The sequence below is a fragment of the Variovorax sp. WS11 genome, from assembly GCF_010499245.1.
GTDB lineage: Bacteria > Pseudomonadota > Gammaproteobacteria > Burkholderiales > Burkholderiaceae_C > Variovorax.
Genome location: NZ_JAAGOW010000004.1, coordinates 257,291 through 277,491, shown reverse-complemented (window position 1 = coordinate 277,491; position 20,201 = coordinate 257,291). Strand labels below are relative to the sequence as shown.

At 65.2% G+C, this 20,201-nt stretch carries 17 protein-coding genes; 11 read left to right on the top strand and 6 right to left on the bottom strand.

Annotated elements, in window-relative coordinates; all coding sequences use genetic code 11:
- The first annotated feature begins 124 nt into the window (after positions 1–124).
- The 3 genes from GXN78_RS30625 to mobF are packed head-to-tail and all read left to right on the top strand — an operon-like array spanning position 125 to position 5,141.
- Positions 125–478 carry a hypothetical protein gene (locus tag GXN78_RS30625; RefSeq protein WP_146163126.1) on the top strand — a complete coding sequence of 118 codons (354 nt, stop codon included), beginning with the start codon at positions 125–127 and terminating at the stop codon, positions 476–478.
- Positions 478–2,109, top strand: coding sequence for a type IV secretion system DNA-binding domain-containing protein (locus tag GXN78_RS30620; RefSeq protein ID WP_164255934.1), 1,632 nt, complete (start codon positions 478–480; stop codon positions 2,107–2,109). Before GXN78_RS30625 ends, GXN78_RS30620 begins: the two co-directional genes overlap by 1 nt.
- Positions 2,110–2,126: 17 nt before the next feature.
- On the top strand, positions 2,127–5,141 hold the full coding sequence (mobF, locus tag GXN78_RS30615) for a MobF family relaxase (protein WP_106559209.1): 3,015 nt from the start codon (positions 2,127–2,129) through the stop codon (positions 5,139–5,141).
- Between the two features lie 570 nt (positions 5,142–5,711).
- Here the strand turns inward: mobF and GXN78_RS30610 are convergent.
- Positions 5,712–6,635 (bottom strand): helix-turn-helix domain-containing protein, encoded by a 924-nt coding sequence (locus tag GXN78_RS30610; protein ID WP_164255931.1) that lies wholly within the window; start codon positions 6,633–6,635, stop codon positions 5,712–5,714.
- Positions 6,636–6,918: 283 nt separating this feature from the next.
- Between GXN78_RS30610 and GXN78_RS30605 the strand changes: the two genes are divergently transcribed.
- On the top strand, positions 6,919–7,629 hold the full coding sequence (locus GXN78_RS30605) for an autoinducer binding domain-containing protein (protein WP_164255928.1): 711 nt from the start codon (positions 6,919–6,921) through the stop codon (positions 7,627–7,629).
- Positions 7,630–7,724: 95 nt separating this feature from the next.
- On the opposite strand, the gene GXN78_RS30600 is transcribed toward GXN78_RS30605, so the two are convergent.
- The gene (locus GXN78_RS30600; protein ID WP_106559212.1) at positions 7,725–8,387 is read right to left on the bottom strand and encodes an acyl-homoserine-lactone synthase; all 663 of its coding nucleotides are present in this window, start codon (positions 8,385–8,387) and stop codon (positions 7,725–7,727) included.
- A 1,147-nt stretch (positions 8,388–9,534) separates the two neighbouring features.
- Between GXN78_RS30600 and GXN78_RS30595 the strand changes: the two genes are divergently transcribed.
- The 4 genes from GXN78_RS30595 to GXN78_RS30580 all read left to right on the top strand — a co-directional run bounded on the left by GXN78_RS30595 (position 9,535) and on the right by GXN78_RS30580 (position 12,460).
- Positions 9,535–10,608 carry a tripartite tricarboxylate transporter substrate binding protein gene (locus GXN78_RS30595; RefSeq protein ID WP_106559213.1) on the top strand — a complete coding sequence of 358 codons (1,074 nt, stop codon included), beginning with the start codon at positions 9,535–9,537 and terminating at the stop codon, positions 10,606–10,608.
- Positions 10,609–10,610: 2 nt separating this feature from the next.
- Positions 10,611–10,964 carry a chorismate mutase family protein gene (locus tag GXN78_RS30590; protein ID WP_219910101.1) on the top strand — a complete coding sequence of 118 codons (354 nt, stop codon included), beginning with the start codon at positions 10,611–10,613 and terminating at the stop codon, positions 10,962–10,964.
- Between the two features lie 203 nt (positions 10,965–11,167).
- Positions 11,168–11,689, top strand: a complete 522-nt coding sequence (locus GXN78_RS30585) for an XRE family transcriptional regulator (protein WP_343231042.1) — start codon at positions 11,168–11,170, stop codon at positions 11,687–11,689.
- 21 nt (positions 11,690–11,710) lie between these two features.
- Positions 11,711–12,460, top strand: coding sequence for a hypothetical protein (locus tag GXN78_RS30580; RefSeq protein ID WP_146163128.1), 750 nt, complete (start codon positions 11,711–11,713; stop codon positions 12,458–12,460).
- 138 nt (positions 12,461–12,598) lie between these two features.
- On the opposite strand, the gene GXN78_RS30575 is transcribed toward GXN78_RS30580, so the two are convergent.
- Positions 12,599–12,859 (bottom strand): helix-turn-helix transcriptional regulator, encoded by a 261-nt coding sequence (locus GXN78_RS30575; protein ID WP_106559215.1) that lies wholly within the window; start codon positions 12,857–12,859, stop codon positions 12,599–12,601.
- A 36-nt stretch (positions 12,860–12,895) separates the two neighbouring features.
- On the opposite strand from GXN78_RS30575, the gene GXN78_RS30570 reads away from it, so the two are divergent.
- Positions 12,896–13,621 carry an XRE family transcriptional regulator gene (locus GXN78_RS30570; protein WP_239143029.1) on the top strand — a complete coding sequence of 242 codons (726 nt, stop codon included), beginning with the start codon at positions 12,896–12,898 and terminating at the stop codon, positions 13,619–13,621.
- Between the two features lie 704 nt (positions 13,622–14,325).
- Here GXN78_RS30570 and GXN78_RS30565 read toward each other — a convergent pair.
- The 3 genes from GXN78_RS30565 to GXN78_RS30555 all read right to left on the bottom strand — a co-directional run bounded on the left by GXN78_RS30565 (position 14,326) and on the right by GXN78_RS30555 (position 18,850).
- A complete protein-coding gene (locus GXN78_RS30565) occupies positions 14,326–15,198 on the bottom strand; it encodes a DMT family transporter (RefSeq protein WP_258187104.1) in 873 nt (290 codons plus the stop codon).
- A 1-nt stretch (position 15,199) separates the two neighbouring features.
- On the bottom strand, positions 15,200–17,512 hold the full coding sequence (gene pabB, locus GXN78_RS30560) for an aminodeoxychorismate synthase component I (RefSeq protein ID WP_239143028.1): 2,313 nt from the start codon (positions 17,510–17,512) through the stop codon (positions 15,200–15,202).
- A gap of 528 nt (positions 17,513–18,040) precedes the next feature.
- Positions 18,041–18,850 carry a helix-turn-helix domain-containing protein gene (locus GXN78_RS30555; protein WP_164255925.1) on the bottom strand — a complete coding sequence of 270 codons (810 nt, stop codon included), beginning with the start codon at positions 18,848–18,850 and terminating at the stop codon, positions 18,041–18,043.
- Positions 18,851–19,216: 366 nt separating this feature from the next.
- Between GXN78_RS30555 and GXN78_RS30550 the strand changes: the two genes are divergently transcribed.
- Positions 19,217–19,774: a transglycosylase SLT domain-containing protein gene (locus tag GXN78_RS30550; protein WP_239143027.1), complete on the top strand. Its 558-nt coding sequence runs from the start codon at positions 19,217–19,219 to the stop codon at positions 19,772–19,774.
- Between the two features lie 48 nt (positions 19,775–19,822).
- Positions 19,823–20,197: a hypothetical protein gene (locus GXN78_RS30545; RefSeq protein WP_106559219.1), complete on the top strand. Its 375-nt coding sequence runs from the start codon at positions 19,823–19,825 to the stop codon at positions 20,195–20,197.
- Positions 20,198–20,201 lie beyond the last annotated feature (4 nt).

Below are 20,201 nucleotides of genomic sequence, written 5' to 3'. Positions count from 1 at the left end.
ATACGCACCTACCAGGTGCCGGCAAACCCGCATGCAGACTGCAAAGTCCGGTATGACCTGCAACCGGCGGGGTATGACCCAGCCGGCCGGAACCCGCATGGACAGGGCGTGAGGGGGTAGGACCATGCCCAGCATCGTGTCCATCAAGTTCAACGACGAGGAGGCCGAACTGCTGCAGCGCGCCCATGCAGCCTCGGGTGTCGCCGGGCTGAGCTCCCACATCAAGCAGGTCTACTTCGATGCCCTCAAGCTCAACGTCGGCGTGCTGCAGGAGATCCGCGGCGACCTCGATCGCATCGGCGCCGGCGTGGAGCGGCTGCGCGACAGCGATGCCGGCAAGCCGGACACCGACATGCTCCTCGCCATCGTATGCGGCCTGTACGTGATGGTGCGCAAGTCGGTGGGGGAGGGCATCCGCGCCCAGGCCGACCAGGTGCTCGACGTTTCGGCCATCGAGGGCTACCTGAAGGGCCGCTGATGTTCGTCAACCACCGCACCCCGGACAACACACTGCGGTCGTGGCTGGCGCTCTGCGTCTTTGCGGCCGTCGCTGCCGGCTGGATCGCCGGAGTGGCGCTGTACTACCGGCTCCCAGCTTCCCTGTTCGCACGTGGCCTCTGGTATGCGGCCAGGGAAACGCCCGGCATCCCGGCGCTCTGGCTCGGCCCTGCCGTCGGCTTGGTCCTCGGCATCCTGTTGTTCGCCCTCTGCGCGAAGCGCTACGCCAACCACTTCGGCGGCGCCGTCTTCGTGACCCGGCTGCGCGGACCGAAGATGGTCAGCCAGACCCTGCTGGCCGAGCAGACGCGCAAGGGCAGCCGCCAGCTGCGCTTCGCCGGTATTCCCATCCCGAAGGAGGTCGAGAACACCCAGTTTTTCGTCGGTGGCTCGACCGGCACCGGAAAAAGCGTGTGCATAAGCGACTACATCGAAAGCGCGGTCGCCCGTCATGACCGGGTCATCTGCGTGGACCCCGACGGCGCCTCGATGCGCTACTTCTACGCCCCGGGCGACGTCATCCTCAATCCCTTCGACCAGCGCAGCCAGGGCTGGAGCATCTTCAACGAGATTCGCACCAGTTTCGACTGCGAGCAGTACGCGATCAGCCTGATCCCGCGCAGCCCGTCCACCGAACAGGAAACCTGGAACAGCATGGGACGCACGATCGTGAGCGAGACGCTCACGGTCCTGCTGCGGCAGGGTGCGGGGACCACGGAGCGCCTGGTCTATTGGCTCACGACGGCCAGCAATGACGATCTCAAGGCGCTGCTGGCCGGAACGCCGGCGTCAGGCTGCTTCCACGGCGCCCCCGACACGCTGGCCAGCATTCGCACGGTGCTCACCCAGTACATCACGCCGCACAAGTACCTGCCCTCGGGCGACTTCTCCTTCCGGGATTGGCTCGATGCCGGCAAGGGCAGCCTGTGGATCACCTGGCGCGAGGACATGCTGCAGGCCCTGAAGCCGCTGATCTCGTGCTGGGTCGACGTCACCTGCGCGAGCGTCCTGTCGATGCCGGAAGATCCGAATCGCCGCTTGCACCTGGTGTGCGACGAGCTCGACTCGCTGGAGAAGCTGAACTACATCATCGATGCGGCGACCAAGGGTCGGAAGAAGGGCCTGCGGATCATGCCGGGCGTGCAGTCGCTGGCGCAGCTGAACGACATCTACGGCAAGGACGATGCGCTCACGCTGCGCAACTGCTTTCGCAGCGCCTTCCTGTGCGGCATCGGCGAGCTCGACACCTATACCGCCGAGGAGTTCTCTCGGGGGCTGGGCGAGCACACGGTGCTGCGACGTGCGCCGAGCGTGTCGGTCGGCACCGCAGGGAGCAAGGGGACGATCTCACACCGCCAGGACACCGAGCGGCTCGTATCGCCCGCGGAGTTCCATCTGCTGCCGAATCTCACCGGCTACGTGAAGCTGGCGGGCAACTACCCGATCGCGCGGGTGACGATGAAATACAAGGCTCGGACGATGGTGGTCGCGCCGATGGTCATGGCGGACGGGTTTCACGACCGGCCGCAGGAAGAGAATTTGCTCTTCAGCGCGCCGACCGTGGCGCCGACCTCAGGTCGCGGCGGCGTCCGGGCAGCGGCAACGGCCTGAGGACGGAGGCGAGTCGCATGCTGTCCTTCAAGTTCGTGACCAGCGCCTCCGGCGCCGCGCATTACTTCGAGACCTCTGACGACTACTACGGCAACGAGGGCCATCGCGGGGAATGGGTCGGACATGGCGTGATCGATCTCGGACTGGGCGGCACCCATGCGGTCGATCGCGAGACCTTCCAGAACCTGCTCGATGGTGAGCTGCCCAACGGCCAGCGCATTCGTCTGAGCCAGACGAAGGGCAGCAAGGATCGCAAGGGGATCGACTTCACCTTCAGCGCGCCGAAGTCGGTCAGCATCCAGGCGCTGGTGCAGGGGGACGAGCGCATCGTCGCCGCCCACGACGCGGCGGTGAAGAAGAGCCTCGAGTTGCTGCAGGAGTTTGCCGCCACCCGCAAGAAGCAGGCGGGCTTGTCATTCCGCGAACGCACCGGCAAGCTGGTCACGGCGACCTTCCGCCATGAACTGTCGCGGGCGCAGGACCCGCAGCTGCACACCCATGCCATCGTGATGAATCTGACGCGACGCGCGGACGGCGAGTGGCGCGCGCTGTCCAACGAGGACATGCTCAAGAACGTCAAGGTGGTGGGCGCGTTCTACCGCGCGACACTGGCGGCCGAGCTGAAGGCGCTGGGATTCGATCTGCGCGAGACCCGCAAGGGCGGCTGGGAGCTGGCGCACATCCCGGAGACGGCCATCCGGCACTTCAGCCAGCGCAGCCGGGAGATCGAGCAGTTGCTGGCTGCGCGCGGCCAGGACCGCGAGAACGCCACAACGGCGCAGAAGCAACTCATCACGCTGGCCACGCGCCGCAAGAAGACCGAGAGCGATCGGGCCTGGCTGCGCCAGCATTGGCTGCAGACGGCACGCGAGGCCGGCGTCGACCTCGGCGCACAGGATGGGTTCGCGCACCGGGCGAGCAGGGCGGTCAGCCGGGCCGGCGATGCCGCCGTGAAGAAATTGACCGGCAGGAGCGCAGCCCGCAAGGCGGCCGACGAGGCGATCGATTTCGCGATCGCGCATCTGGCCGAGCGGCAGGGGATCTTCTCGCGCGGCGAGCTGCTGGAAGTGGCCTACGGGCGTGCGGCGACGCGGACCACGACGTCTGCCGTGGAGGCCGCGCTGGACAAGGCGGCCAACGACGGGCGCTTGCTGCCGGAATTGCCGCTGTACCAGACCGCTCGCTCGCTCAACATCAGTGCCGGCGAACTGGCAAAGGACCCGCGCGCCAGCCGCTTCAAGGGCCACGACGAATTCGAGAAACTGACGCGGGTGTCGTGGATCGCGCTGACGATATCGGCGCGGGGTCAGGCGCAGGCGCAGGCTGAAGCGTCGGTCGACGCCGCGATCCGGCGCGGCGCATTGATCTCGGCCGAAGCGCGCTTCGCCACGCCCGAAGCCAAACGCAGCGAGATCCGCCTGCTCGCGATCGAGAAGGCCGGCCGGGGGAGGGTGCCGGCGGTCGTGTCCCTCGAGACGGTTAGCAGCTTGCTGGCGTCGAGCGACTTGAATGCCGGCCAGCGCGAGGCGGTGGCCATGGTGCTGACCGCGCGCGATCGGTTCGTGGGCGTCCAGGGGCTGGCAGGCACCGGCAAGAGTCATACGCTGAGCAAGGCGGTGCAGGGTATCAAGGCGCAGACCGCCAAGCTCTCCGGTCGACACGGTTTTCGGGTCATCGGGCTGGCGCCCTATGCCTCGCAGAACCAGGCCCTGGCGTCGCTCGGCATGGAGTCGCAGACCCTGGCCTCGTTCCTCGCACGCACCAGCCAGCACCACCTACTGGACCGCCAGACCATCGTGTTCTTGGATGAAGCGGGCGTCGTGCCTGCGCACCAGCTGGAAAAGCTCATGGCCCTCATCGAAAAACAGGACGCGCGCTTGGTGCTGACCGGCGATCGGCAGCAGACCCACGCCGTGGAAGCCGGCAAGCCCTTCGAGCAGTTGCAGGACGCCGGCATGACCAAGGCCTTCCTGACCGAGATCAAGCGCCAGAACAACGAGACCATCCGCGCGGCCGTGGTGCACGCGGCGAACCACGAGGTGCCGGCCGCGGTGGCCCTGCTGCGGAACACCGTGGTGGAAGTGAAGCAGGACGCCAGGCGGCACGCGCGCATTGCCGAGGCGTATTTCCAGCTTCCGGAGAACGAGCGCAGCGAAACGCTGATCGTCGCGGGCACCAACGATGCGCGGCGCGCCATCAATGCGCTAGTGCGCGAAGGCTTGGCGCTGTCCAACGGTGACAAGGTCGAGATCCTCACCAACGTCGACATGACGCGCGCGGAGCTCCGGTCGGCGCAGAGCTACGAGGCCGGCCAGGTTGTCGTGCCGCAGCGTACCTATGGTGGAAACGGAAACGGAAACGGAAACGGAGGCGAGATCTTGATGAAGGGCGAGCAACTGCAGATCGTGAGCCACGACATGCGACGCAATGAATTGACGGTCGAGCGCGAAGGCGGACGGCGCTTCAGCTTCGACCCCTCCCGTCAGTCGATGTTGCGGGTCTACGAGCGCGAGAGTGTGGACCTGGCGCCGGGTGATTGGGTGCGCGTCAGCGCCAACGACAAGGCCTTGGGGATCTGCAACGGCGAGCGCTACCAGGTCGCGGCCGTGGACGCGACGCACGTGATACTCAAAGGCGGCGACACCGACATCCGGGTCGATCGCCGCCGACCGGTGCACCTGCAACACGGCTATGCAAGCACCATCCACTCCGCGCAGGGCCTGACCAAGAACCGGGTGCTCGTGGACGCCAACACCAAGAGCCTCACCAGCAACCGCGCCGTTTTCTACGTCGCCATTTCGCGACCGCGCAACGACATCACCCTCTTCACGGACGACGCGTCGAAGCTTGCCGCGGCCATGAGCCGGGAACCCAAGAAGTTCGCCGCGTTGGAACTGCGCGATCAGCGCAACGAAGCAATGGTTCTGAAAACCAAAGTTGACCGTGCGGCGCGCAGCAAGTTGGCCGCGCAGGTCAGGATCCACCCGCCGACCGCGCGCCCAGCGGCGGAAGCCCTTAGAGTTCAACGCTAGCAGTTGAAGTTGCCACCCCGAAGGAACGCACACCATCTTGGCTCGCGAGGTCATCATGAATGCACGGCGATCATGGCAGCCGCTTCCCTGATGTTCATCTTGGCGCTCGGTGCGCCGATGACAGCGTCAGTGCAATGCGTGCGCGATACGTACTTGGTCGTGAGCGCTTCGGCACCCACCGGTTGGCAGCGCAGTGTCGTCGAATTGACGGAAGCCGAGCTCAGGGCACCTCCACCGTTATCACTTCGACCGAATGGACACCTGTCAGCAGCTTGTAGGGTCCCCAGTTGAGCAATGTGCTCAAGCTCGCCGCGGTTAAGGGCCGGTGGACCGCGGTCACCGATACCTCGCGAATCTGCGTCAAATCGCGTGCCGGTCCCTACCTACCTGCGCCGCCGCGCTGAGCGCGACGCGCAACCATTCAAAGGCCATCGCAGTGCCTGTGGCGAAAACAGTTCGCTGCGCTCACGCGCGAGCCGGATTTCGCACCAACGCGGCACCGAGGCAAGTTCGCGCCCACTCCTGCCTGCACGCAAGGATTCGATATCAACAACTGTATACGGGGTTCTGTCAGGGCCTGCTACTACTGCTAGCCAGGAGCTGGCGGTACTGCTTGGGCGAGACCCGCAGGTTGCGGATGAAAGCCCGTCGCATCACCTCGGAGGAGGCGAAGCCGCATTGGAGCGAGATCGCCTTGATGGAGCATAGGCTGCTCTCCAAATGGCGTCTCGCCGCGTCGAGGCGGATGCGCTCGACGCCGGCCGCCGGCGTGGACCCTGTGGCGCGGCGATAGAAGCGTGTGAAGGTGCGCTCCGACATCGCCAAATGCTCGGCCAGGCTGGCGACGCTGAAGGACTGACGCAGGTTCCGGGCGATCCAGCGGTGCAACTCGTCAATGCGGGGGTCGGCCGGACTGTATGTGACGAGGGGAGCTTGTGACGCGCCGTTGCGGTAGGCATCCCGGAAAGGTGCGCCCAGCCGGCTCGCGATGACGCTGGCGATCACGCTCCCGTGATCCTGGGCCACCAGGTCCATCGCGAGGTGCGCGCCGCGGGTGAGGCTCACCTCGATCCAGCGCGCCTGCGCCACGGGACTGGTACGCGCTCGGTGCGAATCCATTGGGGTCGCGCACGGGGCTTGCGCGAGCGCGCGGGCGGCCCGGCCGATGGTGGCCCCGAGCTCCACCTGACGCGCGTGGCGCTGGAGCCAGCAGGGAAGGATGCGCCGCTCGGCCGCGTCGAACTCTTGAATGGACGCGCGCGAGTCCCCTGCGATGATGAGCTTGGCGATCGCGCCCTGCACGCGCATGGGCACTGCATGTGTCCCCAGCGGGATGCCGCTCGATCCCAGTACCGGTTTTTCGGTTGCAGCGAGCAGGCGCAGGCGATAGGGCGGTGGCTTGCCCAGATGGCTCAGCACGTCATTTGCCATGTCGAAGACCGCCACTGCGCCTGCGACGTCGACTATCGCAAAGCCGGGGAGCAGCAGGAACAAAACTCTTTGCATGCGTAGGTCGTCATGGCGGGCCGCGCGAGAACGCCATCTCGCCCGCGTCGGCTCGCGAACTTTAACGGCTTGTGACAAGCCGGTGAAATGCGAAAAAAGGATGGGGGATTGGCGGGAACGGTGGGCAGTTTGGCGGCTTCGGGGGGCTGCCGACATCTAAACTGCCTCTTGAACGGGGGAGTGACGGCGGCCAGATGGCCGTGATCGAGGCCTGGCTCGTGCGGCGGGATGAGCGGGGAGTAAGGCCACAGCTTGCCGAGGAGATGGATCCATGGCTTCATGGACGCGGGAATTGCTCATGCGGATATCGAAGGCGCGCTCCGTCGAGGCCGCCTTCGAGCAGATCGATATCGGCGCTCGCCAGCTGGGCTTCGAGTGTTGTGCCTATGGCGTGCGGCTGCCTTCTTCCTTCACCAGACCCAAGACACTGATCTTCTCGAGCTATCCACCGTCATGGCGCGAGCGCTATGCCGAAGCGGACTACCTGAACGTTGACCCGACGGTCGCGCATGGGATCCGAAGCCTACAGCCCCTGGTGTGGAGCGACAGGCTGTTCTGCGGCGCGCCGCAGATGTGGTACGAGGCGAGATCCTTCGGGCTGCGGGTGGGTTGGGCGCAGTCGTGCTTCGATGCACAGGGGCGCATCGGCATGTTGTCGCTGTCGCGCTCCTGTGACCGCCTTGGCAGGATGGAACTGCTCGCGCATGACCCTCTTCTGCGCTGGCTCGTCAACACCGCGCATCTGGCACTCACGACGCATCTGAGCGAGCACCAGTATCCTGCGATCGAACCACTGACGCGAAGGCAGATCGAAGTGCTGCGGTGGACCGCCGATGGGAAGACGAGTGAGGAGATCGCAACCATCCTCGCCATTTCTGCACGCACGGTGAACTTTCACATCAGAAACCCGATCGCCAATCTGCGCGTCAATAACAGGAACTCGGCCATCGCGCGCTCCTCCCGTCTCGGGCTTCTGGATTGAGCAGGCAGGCAGCGGCCACGCCAGCGTCTGCCGGTGGCGAGGGTGGCAGCAGCGTCGCGTCAACTCGATGTTCTCGACCAGGAGGGGACCCGGATTCATTGCAGGGGTCGGCCAGCCTCCACCGTCGCCCGGGTGCCAGGCACTGCGTGTCCCTGTCGGGAAGACCGGCGCCCCAGAGCGCCTCTTCGCTGCGCGCGCCAGTTCTCGTCAACGTCGATCAGACAGGCGAACAGCACTCGTCCGTCCACTGTCGTCGGCTCTCCGGCGCGTCGGCAGCCCACGCCAGCGGCCTTCAGGATGCGTTCGATGCCAAGGGGCGAGACGCTGATCAGCTGGCGCACCCCGTGATGCGCTGCCACCTGCATGGTGGCAGCCAGCAGATCCAGAGCATGCGGCGATGCAAGTCCATGCTGTTGCGAGTTACGTGCCGAGTCGAGGTCGAGCGCAGCGAAGCGTGAGAGCTCCCAGATGCAGGGCGACCGGGGCGGCGACTTCGCGCCGAGAAGCTGGGGAAATGCCTCGGCGAGCAGATAGGGGCCGAGCGTCGGCAGCAGCCGTGCGCTGCCGATGATGCGCGCGTGCATATCGCGTGCGACCACATAGTGGGTATCGCGGCGGTCGAACTCGTCGAGTTCCATCCTGCCGCTCGTTCTGAGTTTCCAGCCCAGTCGTTGCACGAAAACGCAATGTCGATAGCACGCAAGGTCAAACAGAAGGCCCATGGGCAAGACATCGGCGGTTCCGGTGGTGATTTTCATGTGCGTATCCAGTGCGAACGAGGTCTCATTACAGCGAAAGCGCAGCGCGGGCGGCACTGTCAGATTTGACAGGTCTGGGCGCTCGCGCATTCACCGGAGGGATTGGCGTCCAACCCTCGAAAAACGACGAACCTCCTGTAGCTGAACGGGCGCTCAATGAATACCGGGGTTCAATTCCTGAACCACTGGATGCCGCGGCCGGACTGATGGCGTGCATCAGGACATCACGTCACAACAACAAGTGGCGGGTCGCTCGATGCCGGTTGCGGAGGTTTGCCGGCACCTGCGGGGGCAGGAGGCACCAGCGGCAAGATGCATTCCGTGGCGCTTTCGTGCAAACAAACATGCGGCTTCAAGCCATCACCCGACCCGGGTCGCCTGTTCCCAACGTACACGAGAACTTGCGGAACTTGGCGCTCCGCTCTCATGCTACGCAGTGGCTCCTGCGATGTCTCACTCCGAGCGAAAGAGGTGCTCAGTCATGTTGCCGTAGGCGCGCCGATCAGCATCTCGACGGAGGTACAGGCGACGCCGCGCTGTCGACGCGCGCAAGCATCAAGCGCGAGGTCCGGCATCGGCGGCAAGCCTGACACCAGCGGTAACTGCGGCCAGGCGCAGCGCGCCAAACTGCCTGCCGATCATTGCGCCACTGGCGCCGGCGCTGGCAGTGCCAGACGACCCGAGACCACCGTGGCCGCCGAGCCGGGGCTTTGAAGGCCGCTGTATCGGCAAGGACGGGTACGCGGCCCTCAAGTCCTCTCATGAGGCCGATGCAATCCATTTCCCGTGGAGCCATATCCCGTGGAGATTTGCGCTGAGCAATTCGATGATCCCGGGCATGGTCAAACTCATTGCTTTGCATCGACTGCGCGCGCCATGGGCCCGGGCTGGGGGCGCGCCATTGGCGGATGAAAGGCCAACCGGCGGCCTAGGCGCTCGGTTTGACGACCTGTGCGCGCGTTGCATGCCGTGCGACATGCAGGCGGCGCCATACGGTCGCGCTTCGGTGTTCTCCAGAGGGAGATCGGTGGTTTCTTCGCGCGCTGTGGAACGTGCGAAGCACGCGCCGTGGTTGCACCTCAGTGAAGTGTTGAGGCAGCGCAATCGACGGGGAATCATCGGCTTCCCGATTCAGCCCAGGTGCACCATGCAAGTAAGCCCTTTTTCCTCCCAGATCCGCGTTCGTGTCCGCGCCCGAACCCGTCCCGGCGCCTCTCTCATTGCGACCCCCCTCGTCACACTGGTGTGCGTGCTGGCGCTTCTCTTCCTCGGCGTGGTCCCGCGCGAGGTGCGGGCGCAGCCTGCGCGCGGCGCGTTCGAAGCGCCCTGGCCCACCAAGCCGCTGCGCATCATCGTCGGCTTTGGCGGTGGCTCCTCGCCGGACTTGGTGGCGCGTACCCTGGCCGAACCCCTCGCCAAGGCGCTCGGGCAGCCGGTCATCGTGGAGAACCATCCGGGCGCGAGCGGCAACATTGCCGCGGACCTGGTCGCCAAGTCCACGGATCAGCACACGATCGGCATGCTGATCAACGGCAACATGACGATTGCGAAGCTGCTCAATCCGGCAACGCCCTACGACCCGCACAAGGACCTCGCGCCGCTCAGTCTGATCTGCACGGCGCCACTAGTGCTGGCCGCGCCCATCGATGCGCCGGGCAAGGATGGGGCCGAGTTTTTTGCAACGGCGCGCTTCGCCGGCGACCGCTGGAGCTATGGGACACCCGGGATCGGCACGATCGGCCATCTGGGCATGGAACTGCTCAAGTCGAAATCGGGCATCGCGCCGGTGCATGTGCCCTACCTGGGCAATCCGCAGGTGATCAACGGCATGCTCGGCGGCCAGGTGCAACTCGCGCTGCTGCCGCCCGGGCTCGCGGCGGCGCAGGTGCAGGCCGGGAAGCTGCGTGCCATCGGCGTGACCTCCGCCACGCGCAGCGCGCTGGTGCCGAACTACCCGAGTCTCGATGAGATCGGCATCCGGGGATTCCAGCTCGAGATCTGGACGGCCGCGGCGGCGCCGGCCTCGATGCCGCGCCCCGTCGTCGAACGGCTGTCGGCGCTGCTTTCCGAGATCACGCGGTCGCCGCAGGTGCGGCAGAAGCTTTTTCAGCAGGGCTACCAGGCCGTGGGCACTTCGGCGGAAGGCTTGGCGAGGCGCATCAACGCCGATACGGAGCTCCTGCGGGGCATCATCGCCGCCAACGGCGTGAAGGTGGAGTGAACATGGCCACCGAAGCAAAAATGATCCTGGAGAACAGCGGTGACGCGGAGATAGCGCTGCAGGCCTTGCGCGAGGAGCTCGACCAGATCGATATGCGGCTGCTGCGCGTGGTGCGCGACCGTCTCGAGTGCTGCGGGCGCATCGGCCATCACAAGCGTCAGCACGGCGTTCCGATGATGCAGCCGGCGCGCATCGGTGTCGTGCAGCAGCGTGCTGCGACCTTCGCGCAGGCTCACGGCGTGAATGCCGATTTCCTCCGCAGCCTCTACGAACTGATCATCGCAGAGACCTGCAGGCTCGAGGACGAGATCATCGGCGCTGACGGTGCAGCGCGCGTCGATGCGAGATCCGGCTGAAAAAGGCGTAGCGCGTTGTCGGATCGAGCAACCAAAGACCCGTCGTTGAAGGTGAGCGCGTGAAGAAGCAACTCGTCGCCTCGCCATTCCCGACAGCCCGACGTTTCCGGGTACCGGAGGCACTGTTGCAACGGCGCGATACCGTGTCGTCTGCCAAGAGCGAGCCGGCCGCCAGGTTGGGCGAGAGGATCAAGGCGCTACGCATCGCCGCGAGCGCTTCGGGCGTGCAACTGGCGCAGAAATGCAGCATCTCGCGCTCGATGCTCTCGCGCATCGAGCGGGGCACGGTGTCGGCCTCTGTGGAGATGCTTGACCGCATCGCGCGGGGCCTGGATGTGCCGTTGTCGCGCTTCTTCGCCGACCAGGCGGATCGCATCGACTTCTCCTTTGTTCCGGCCGGCAAAGGCATCGTGGTCGACCGCATCAGCGCGGTGGCGGGCTACCGCTACGAACTGCTTGGCCATCTACTGTCCGGGAACCTGTTCGTCGAGCCCTACCTGGTGCGGTTGCTGCCGGGCGCCAAGCCCTACACCAGCTTCCAACATCCGGGTGTCAAGTTCGTGCACCTGATGTCTGGACAGGTGCGCTACCGCTACGGGTCGAGGGCGCTGGAGATGCAGGCGGGGGATTCGTTGCTGCTGGAGGCGAATGCCCTGCATGGCGTGGAGGCGATCGGCCAGGAGCCCGTCTGCTATCTGGCGGTCGTCTTCACCATCAGGAACTAGGCCTTGACTTCGAACTGTGCCATGCCGATGCCCGAGCGGCGTACAGGTGCCTCGAGCCCATTCGTTTCCGGCGGCCACCCGGGCGATCAGAATCTGTTGTCGGCGCTGCCAGCAATGCGCGCCGGATTGTTGAGTTCTTCCTGGATCGGAGAGACGACCATGCCAAGCTTCGTCACGCTCGGGCCTCATGGCAGCAACCATGCCTTCGTATTGCAGCGCTATCTGCAGGCGCACGGCATCCTGCACGCCAGCCACGTCGAATACATCGAGGATTTTCATGAAGGCGCTCGGATGGTCATCGAGAGGCACGCGGACTTCATGCTGCAGTGCGCGGTCCATCCGGCGGCGCCGGAGATCACGGGCAAGTACCGGCAGCAGCTGTTCGTTGTGGACGCCTTCATCTCGCCGAGCAGGCCGATGGCGCTCCTGCGCTCGACGAACGCGGGTGGGGCGCCTGGGCGCGTCGGCGTGCAGCCGGCGACCCGGTACTACGCCGATCTGTCGTCGTGGCCGCAGCGCGTGGAGGAAGCGAGCGTCATGGAGGTGGGACGGGGGCTGCTGCAGGGCCGGTACGATGCCGGCATTGCATTCGCGTCACTGGCGACCGAGCATCCGGAGCGCTTCGAGGTCGTGCAGGCGATCGCTCCGGTGTGCGACGCGTGGATTGTCTTCGGCCCGACACCGGTCGACCGTGGCCAGGCCATCGTATGGACAGGCAGTCCGGCGGCGAGGCTGTATGCAGGCGCGGACGATGCGCCGCGCGGCCGATGATGGGCGCATCGTCCCATGCAGAGCACGGGGCGAGCTGGGAGGAAGTGCCCGCTGAGACTGGCCGCAGATGATTGAGCTTGTTGCTCTGAAGAGGCGGTGACCGGCCTTCGGCTGAAGGCAGGATTTCTGGCGTCGCGTCTATCCCTGGCTCCGCTTCGACTCCGCCAATTTTTCCATCTCGAGGAACAGCGCGGACGGCTTTGTGCGCAGCGCATCGGCAATCGCGAAGAGGGTATCCAGCGACGCCGGGTTCGCGCCACGCTCGATGCGCGAGATGAAGCTCAGCGAGAGCTTGGCCTTGTCGGCGAGCTCGGCTTGGCTAAGCCCACGCTCTTTGCGACGCATCTGGACTGCGGCGCCGAACAGGGCCAGACGATCTGCTGAATGTGTTCTCTGCATGCGTCAATTCGCGAGTGACGAGTTTGCAGTACACTGATGGGCATATATGCCTATATTGCCGGCGCCATGAGAAGCAAGGATCAAGGCTTGGAAAGCCCGCGAGTACAGCGTCGAGCTGTGGCCTCGCCCTTTCCTACGGCGGGCAAGCCCTTGATTCCGCCGCAGGTGTTCAAGCCGCGCCTGCGTCCGAAACGAAGCGACCGCTCCGGCCGGCTGGGGCAGCAGATCCGCGATCTGCGACAAGTCTCCAATCTCTCGGCTGGTTCCCTGGCGCGGGCGGCGGGTGTTTCGCGATCGATGTTGTCTCGTTTCGAGAGCGGCTCGGTGTCTCCGTCCATCGAGACGCTGGAGAAGCTGGCGGGCAGTCTGAACGTGCAGTTGTCGCGCCTTTTCAGCGATCAGATCGAGACAAGAAGCTGGTGCTTCGTGCCAGCCGGCAAGGGCGTGGTTGTCGAATTTGGCAACGCCGCACAAGGACACCAGTACGAGTTGCTAGGGCATGTCTTGTGCGGTCGCTGGCGGGTACAGCCATACCTGGTGACCCTCGGTGCGTACGCGGGCCCCAGCGCGGCCTTGGAGCAGCAGGGTGTCCAGTTCATACACGTCTTTTCGGGCGGTATGAGATACCGCCACGGATCAGAGATCGTCCACCTTCGACCCGGGGATTCGCTGTTGTTCGAAGCGAAGACAGAGCACGGCGTCGAAGCCGTAGGGAACCAGCCGGTGAGCTACCTTTCCATCAGTTTGCGGCCGCGCGGATAGGAGAGGGCAGGCACCCGAAATGTGCCGGTCGTAGGATTCTGTCATGACTCGCTTGATATCTATTGACGTCAATCCCGGCAAGCAAGGCCCGCTCGTTGGCGAGCTGCGGGCTGACCGCGTCTAGAGGATTTGGGCGCCGTTCTCGAAAGCGCCCGATCGCCATCTGCGGGACCTGGTCGCCACCAGTGAAGATCTGACTAGGCTCGCTCAGGAGCTTTACCGTCCTGATCAGCTCGGACGCGAGGGTTCCCTGGGAGAGACGTCCTTGTGGGCCTTCCGAGGCCGGGACCTCCAGGTTCTAGTCTTCGCACTCATCTCCTGCGGGGAGCGTGCATCGCCGGCCTTGCGCATTCCCTCCGCTTGAACCGTGCTTTCGCGGCGGCGCGGCGCCCGAGGCCTGTAGGCACTGGCTCAGCGTTGCTGCTGGGACACTGCGGCCTGCCTGGCGTTCCCGATCGAGTGCAGCGTCCAGTGGCAAGAACTGGTCGCTGCTCTTGAAGAGCGATCGCGGCGTGATCCTCGGTACGGGCGCTGCTGGTCAGCCAAGCCCTCGGATTCATCTGGTCCGATGGCGCGGAGGAGCCGGATTGCCGAATCGAAGCGTGTGCCTCGCCTCGCAAACAACTTGCCTGGGCGCGACGCGTGCTGTGATTCCTGCCTCAGGGCCCTCGACGCGCAAGCAGGCCGCACGCAGCCGCCTCGAGTCATGGCCGTTGCCGGCTCATCGACAGCAGGCCGCCGGCGACGATCATGGCAATGCCCAGGAAGGCCTGCCGGTCCGGCGTGTCGTTCCACAGCACATATCCGGCGATCAGGGCCCAGACGATGTTGGTGTAGCGGAAGGGGACGATCGCCGACAAGTCGCCTCGGCGGCAGGCGGCGATCAAGGCATAGTTCCCGAGGGCGGCGCACAAGGCGGCGGCGGCGAGCAGGCCGCCGTCCTTGGGCTCGAGCGGCGACCAGTGCTCCGTCAATCCGAGCGCGCCGCCACCCACGCAAACAGCCACCGCGGCCGCCAGGGCAACCATCCACGACGGCGCATCCGGGGGAAGGCGGCGCGTCGCGAGCTCGCGCGCGCCCAGCAAGGCCGCGCACAGCAGCGCGCTCGCGATGCCCCAGGGCGGCAGCGACGTCAAACCGTCCTGCGGACGAACAATGATCAGCACCCCGAGCAGGCCTGCCAGTGTGCCGGCAAGCCGTCTCGCGTTCCACTGTTCCCAGCGCAGGTACATCGCTGCAATCGAGATCATCAGCGGTGCAGTCATCATGAGGGAGGTCACCATCGCAAGCGGGATCATGGCGAGCGCGAACACTGACGCCAGTGCGGTGGCCAGCTCGAGGACGCAGCGCAAGGCTACCAGCGGCTGCAGCACCATCCGCCAGCCACCCTGCAACCGATGCAGTGTCACCGCGATGGTGAACAGGATCGCGACGGCGAAGATGCCGCGCACGGCCAGGACCTGGCCAGGAGGCAGGCGGTCGGTGCTGAGCTTCACGCAGGCATCGTTAAGCACGTAGCACGCCATGGCGATGGACATGAGCGCCGCCCCGCGGCGGTTCGCAGCGTCGGCCGTCATTTCAGGAGACGCCGTCCGGGTCGGAGAGGGCCGCGCCGCATTCGCGCAGCACATGCCACGGCGCGCGGCTCTTGAGGACCACCTCCTCAACCTCGGCATCCGGATCGGACAGGGCGATGATGGCGCCTCCGGCGCCGATCGACACCCGCTCGCCCGCGCAGACGATGGTGCGGATGACGATGTTGAGCTGGGCGGCGCCGTTGAAGGAAAGATAGCCGATGCTGCCCGAGTAGACGCCGCGCGCGGAAACCTCGAGCTCGTCAAGCAGTTGCATGGTGCGGATCTTCGGTGCACCGGTCATGGAACCGCCCGGGAAGGCAGCGCGTATGCAGTCAACCGCACCCACACCCTCGCGCAGCCGGCCGCGAATCGTGCTCACGAGCTGATGTACGGTGGCATATGACTCGACCTGGAACAGGACGGGTACGTGCACACTGTCGACCTCGCAAACGCGATTGAGATCGTTGCGCAGCAGGTCGACGATCATTAGATTCTCTGCGCGTGTCTTCTCGTCGATCAGCAGGGCGGCGGCGATCTCGGCGTCCTCCTGCGGCGTCGCGCCGCGCGGGGCCGTGCCCTTGATCGGCTTGGAGTCCACCATTCGATCGGTTCCGATGCGCAGGAACAACTCCGGCGAGGCGCACAGCACCGCGACATCGCCGGACCTCAGGTAGGCGGCGTAGGGTGCCGGGTTGCGCTCCCGCAGCGCGCAGTAGACCGGGAGCGGATCGATGCGGCCGTCGCCGACCAGTTGATTCGTAAGACAAACTTCGTAGGTCTCGCCCTGCACGATCTCATGCTGGCTGCGCAGGATCAGCGCGCGATAGGTCGGGAGATCGATCTGCCACTTCAGCGAGCGCAACGGTGCGGCGGCGTGCTGCCGCACCGTTGCGGGCTCGATGTCGATCTGCGGATGCTGTGTCGCGAGCTCCCGCATCGATTGCATCCAGGCGCGGTTGTCCTCGTGCAGGTCCCGGTCGTCCAGACAAACGACCCAGGTCTGCAGCTCCGCGTGATCGAAGGCCACGAAGCGGTCTGCCATGATCCACATCGCGTCGGGGGAGGGCGCGTCATGCGCATGGCGTCCGCCCAGCTCGCGCTTGAGCTCATAGCCGAAATAGCCAACGAAGCCACCTGCGAACTCGAAGGGCAACGTTGCGCCTTCGAGCGGCCGCGCCGGGATGTGCTCGCGCAGGTAGTCAAAGATCGATTGCGATCGCGTCTCGACCGTCTCGCCATGGCGAATGACGAGTTCTTGGGACGCGGAGCGATAGTTGAGCACCTGCGCGCGCGGTCCGCTCGCGTCGCCCATGAAGGAGAAGCGCGCCTGTCCGCCTTGGGGGAGGCTGCTGTCGAGCCAGAACGACGCGTCGGCTTCTGCGAACGCGCGCGCGAAGAGCGCCTCGGGCTGCACCAGCGTATCGAGGCACTCGGCATGGCAGCACTGCGGTGCAGCGCCGACACGAGCGGAAGGGGGTAGGAACATGCCGAGAGTGTCGCGGCGATTCGGAGCCGCACGCCACTCTTCTGTCAGTTCCCGGAAGTTGCGCAGCAGCCGCGCGCCGAACTCCGTGCAGATCGACTCGGGATGGAACTGGACGCCCCACCAGGGCCTGGCAGCATGGCGCAGCGCCATCAAGGTTCCGTCGCCGCTCCATGCGAGGGGCACCAGCGAGGGAGGCAACTCGGTCACAGCCAGCGAGTGGTAGCGCACCGCTTCGAAGCGGTCGGGAATGCCGCGAAAGAGATCGCGCTGTGCATGGGACACCCGATCGATTCGCCCGTGCATGGGACGAAGCGCCAGGTCCACCCTGGCGCCGCAGTGATGGGCGATCGCCTGGTGCCCGAGGCACACGCCGAGCACCGGAACCTTCGAATGTCGCAGGGCGTCGGCGGAGATGCCCACATCCTCTGCGCGCTGGGGCCGGCCAGGGCCGGGCGAGATGACGATGTTGTCGAAGCCGATGGCTTCGGCCTCGCTCCAGCTCAGCTCATCGTTGCGGACCACGTGTGGCGACTCGCCATTGGATGCGGCGAGATACTGGTAGAGGTTGTAGGTGAAGGAGTCGTAGTTGTCGATCAGGAGCGTTCGCATCTGAGTCCTTATGAGGGGAGACTTGACGCCATGTTTAGGCTGGTCGCGCTGGCGAGCAACTGTCGAATCTGGCAGTTGCGGTTTGGCTGAGGACTGCCGCGAATCAGTGCCACACGCCCGCGCCGCCGGAGATCGGGGGCTTGTTCTTTCCTCGTTGATGGTCAACCACTCACACGACGGGCGCCGAACCGGCGAAGACACGGCGTGCGAGCCGCCCACGGTGAGGGGGTACCCTGCCCTTGTCGAATACTTGACGCCGTTTCCGGCATCCAGGAGTGCGAGAGGTAACCGGTCGCGCGCGTTGGACCGTCAACCTTCGGATGAATCTTCGATGGCGAGAGCCGTAAAAAGGCGGCATCCGAGTGGCCTCGATGCCGGCCATGTCTTCCCGTCTCGACAGGAGGCTGCGGTCATGCAATCCTCATCGAATGGATGGGCTCGTCTGGCCGCGCGGACCCTGGTCAGTTCGCAGAGCGCGGCCATTGCGCCGCCGCCGCGCCGCTCGGCTCGATCTTGACGCTTCGGTGCAGATCGAGTTGCCGTCGCTGGCCAGCCCGTCGCCCCGTTAGGCGCTTTGGTCCGACAGGGGACTGCCGACATTTGACAGAGGAACCGGCAAGACAGACACGGCGCCGAGCCGGCTGTACGCCCTGCCTGATGGCGGCCGCTCCATAGCCACTATGCTTTCTCCGTCGCCATCGCTGTAGTGCGACCCGAGTTCGAGGACGACCCGTACGAAGGTCATGGTCAAGCCAGTGGGGCGACTGCGCGTCCAGTGACATCAAGCCCATCGGTCACGAGCGCGGAAAGAAGGAAAGGCGGCTGAACCGGTTTCTCGACCAGTTGCGCCTTGAAGTTGCTCGCTGCCGCGGCGACCTCAGCCGGGTCGGCCGAGCCGTTGCGAGTATTGCCGGTGAGCAGGACCAGCGCGCTGCGCTTGGGCTGGTGGCGCACGGCGGCCAACAATGACACCGTGGTCTCCTTGTTGGGCAATAGCCAGTCAATGACATAGCCGTCAAAGAGGCCCTGCGGGATGTCGGCCAGAAGATCTTCTGCTGTGTAGTAGGCCATCGCCTCGATGCCCATGGTGCGCAGATGTGCACAGAGCGCATTGGCGACGTCGCGCTCATCGTCGAAGACCGCGACGCGCGGTGCGACGGCCTTGGCGTGTCCGACCTCGAGCCGGGCGATGCGCAGGCTCTCCTGTCCCACCGCTGCAGTGGCCGGCATCACCACGTAGGAACCCGCGTTCTCCATCGCCACCAGCGCATCGCTGGAGGTGTCGTCGGTCTCGCTCGCGAACCAGACGCGGCAGCCGATCTGCAGGGCGCCCACACGCAGTACGGCGTCGGTGCCGCTGTGGGGTGTGGTGGCGCCCAACACCTCGGCCAATGTCTCACCAAACCGATCCGCCAACTGCTGGAACTCGTCGACCGTCCAAGCGGTGCTCTTGTTGACTCGCTGGTGCGCGGCCGCGCGGGACAGACCAAAAAGCTCGCCGACGAAGGAGGAGTGCCGGTGTTTCGGGATGCCGTGTCGTTCGAGCAGCGCGCGCACCAGTTGGGCAGCTTGCGAATGCGATTCGTCGTCGGGGGGCTGTGGGGTACTCATCCGCAGTTAGTTGTCTCGGTTTGTAAGTTCCATTGCGGAGCAAAAAGCGATGGCGCAGAGTCTTGTAAAACAAGACATACGGCTGAGAAACCCTCTATTTGTACATCTTTTGATCGCATACGGCGAGCGAAAACCAGTCAATAGTCGAATTATGCTTCTTCAAACAATCCTTTTGTTTGCATCTTCCACGTCCAGCCGAATGTGGCTTTCGTTCACGCGCGGCGCGTTCGCGGGGAAAAGACAATGGTACTGAGCGCAGCCCTGCTGGACCAATGCGCGCCCCAGGTTTCGCCAGTGCTGATGCAGGCGCTTGTGCGCACCGAATCCGCCGGGCAGCCCTTCGCGATCGGCATGGACAAGGCGCATGGGACGGTGAAGCAACCAGCAACTGCCGAAGAAGCCGTTGCGACCGCCAAGTCCCTGGTGGCTGCTGGGCGCAAGTTCTCGGTGGGCCTGGCGCAGATCCACGTGAGCAACGTGTCGCTATATGGCCTGACCTGGGAGCAGGCATTCGACGCCTGCCAAAACCTCCAAGTGGGCCAGAAGATTCTCTGGAATTTCTATCACCGCGCTTCCGCGTCCGGCTACAGCGGCATGGCGGCGATCTGGGCGGCGCTGCGCGGCTACAACTCCGGCGGGGTCGATCGCACCATCAGCGACGACTACGCGAGCCGGATCTTCGCGTACATGAGCAGCGCGCCGCCGCAGGTGCAATTCGGCACCGCCGCAGCGCCGGCTCGCGCGGCGGCATCGACGCCCCGTGCGGCGTTGAACGTCGCGACGTTGCCTGCAGCGGGCCAGGGCGCACCCCATCGTCCCGGCGAGTCGCTCGACATCTTCGAGAAGGCCGCCAGCAAGACGGGCTTCTAGGTCCGGTTACGCACCTTCATCAGCATTCATTTCCATCGGGAGGGATTCATGCTTCGACAGTTCATCAGTTCGCTGCCCAGCAAGACCTATGTGAAGGTGCAGCGAGCGACTGCATTCGTGCGCATCGCGTTCCCGTTCGGCGCATTGGCGTTGGCCGCCAATCCCGCCATGGCGCAAAGCCTGAAGCAGGCAGGCGTCAACATCTTCAATGTCATCTACGGGGTGGTGGGGGTGATCGGCGCCATCGCGTGCCTGCTCACGCTGCTGAACTGGGTGACGGGCAATTGGCTGGGCCGCGACGATCCCAAGAAGATCTTCTTCCAGTCCTTGCTCGGTACTGCGCTGGCCTTCGGCATCGTCGCCATCATCCAGTTCGTCAAGGACATGGTGGGCGGCTCGGCCTCCGGCATCTCGAACCTCTGAGCGC

What these genes read in the sequence shown, in the direction of transcription:
- GXN78_RS30625 (WP_146163126.1), top strand. Translation starts at nt 125, where the DNA reads ATGCCCAGCATCGTGTCCATCAAGTTCAACGACGAGGAGGCCGAACTG.
- GXN78_RS30620 (WP_164255934.1), top strand. Translation starts at nt 478, where the DNA reads ATGTTCGTCAACCACCGCACCCCGGACAACACACTGCGGTCGTGGCTG.
- mobF (WP_106559209.1), top strand. Translation starts at nt 2,127, where the DNA reads ATGCTGTCCTTCAAGTTCGTGACCAGCGCCTCCGGCGCCGCGCATTAC.
- GXN78_RS30605 (WP_164255928.1), top strand. Translation starts at nt 6,919, where the DNA reads ATGGCTTCATGGACGCGGGAATTGCTCATGCGGATATCGAAGGCGCGC.
- GXN78_RS30600 (WP_106559212.1), bottom strand. Translation starts at nt 8,387, where the DNA reads ATGAAAATCACCACCGGAACCGCCGATGTCTTGCCCATGGGCCTTCTG.
- GXN78_RS30595 (WP_106559213.1), top strand. Translation starts at nt 9,535, where the DNA reads ATGCAAGTAAGCCCTTTTTCCTCCCAGATCCGCGTTCGTGTCCGCGCC.
- GXN78_RS30590 (WP_219910101.1), top strand. Translation starts at nt 10,611, where the DNA reads ATGGCCACCGAAGCAAAAATGATCCTGGAGAACAGCGGTGACGCGGAG.
- GXN78_RS30580 (WP_146163128.1), top strand. Translation starts at nt 11,711, where the DNA reads ATGCCGATGCCCGAGCGGCGTACAGGTGCCTCGAGCCCATTCGTTTCC.
- GXN78_RS30575 (WP_106559215.1), bottom strand. Translation starts at nt 12,859, where the DNA reads ATGCAGAGAACACATTCAGCAGATCGTCTGGCCCTGTTCGGCGCCGCA.
- GXN78_RS30570 (WP_239143029.1), top strand. Translation starts at nt 12,896, where the DNA reads ATGGGCATATATGCCTATATTGCCGGCGCCATGAGAAGCAAGGATCAA.
- GXN78_RS30565 (WP_258187104.1), bottom strand. Translation starts at nt 15,198, where the DNA reads ATGACGGCCGACGCTGCGAACCGCCGCGGGGCGGCGCTCATGTCCATC.
- GXN78_RS30545 (WP_106559219.1), top strand. Translation starts at nt 19,823, where the DNA reads ATGCTTCGACAGTTCATCAGTTCGCTGCCCAGCAAGACCTATGTGAAG.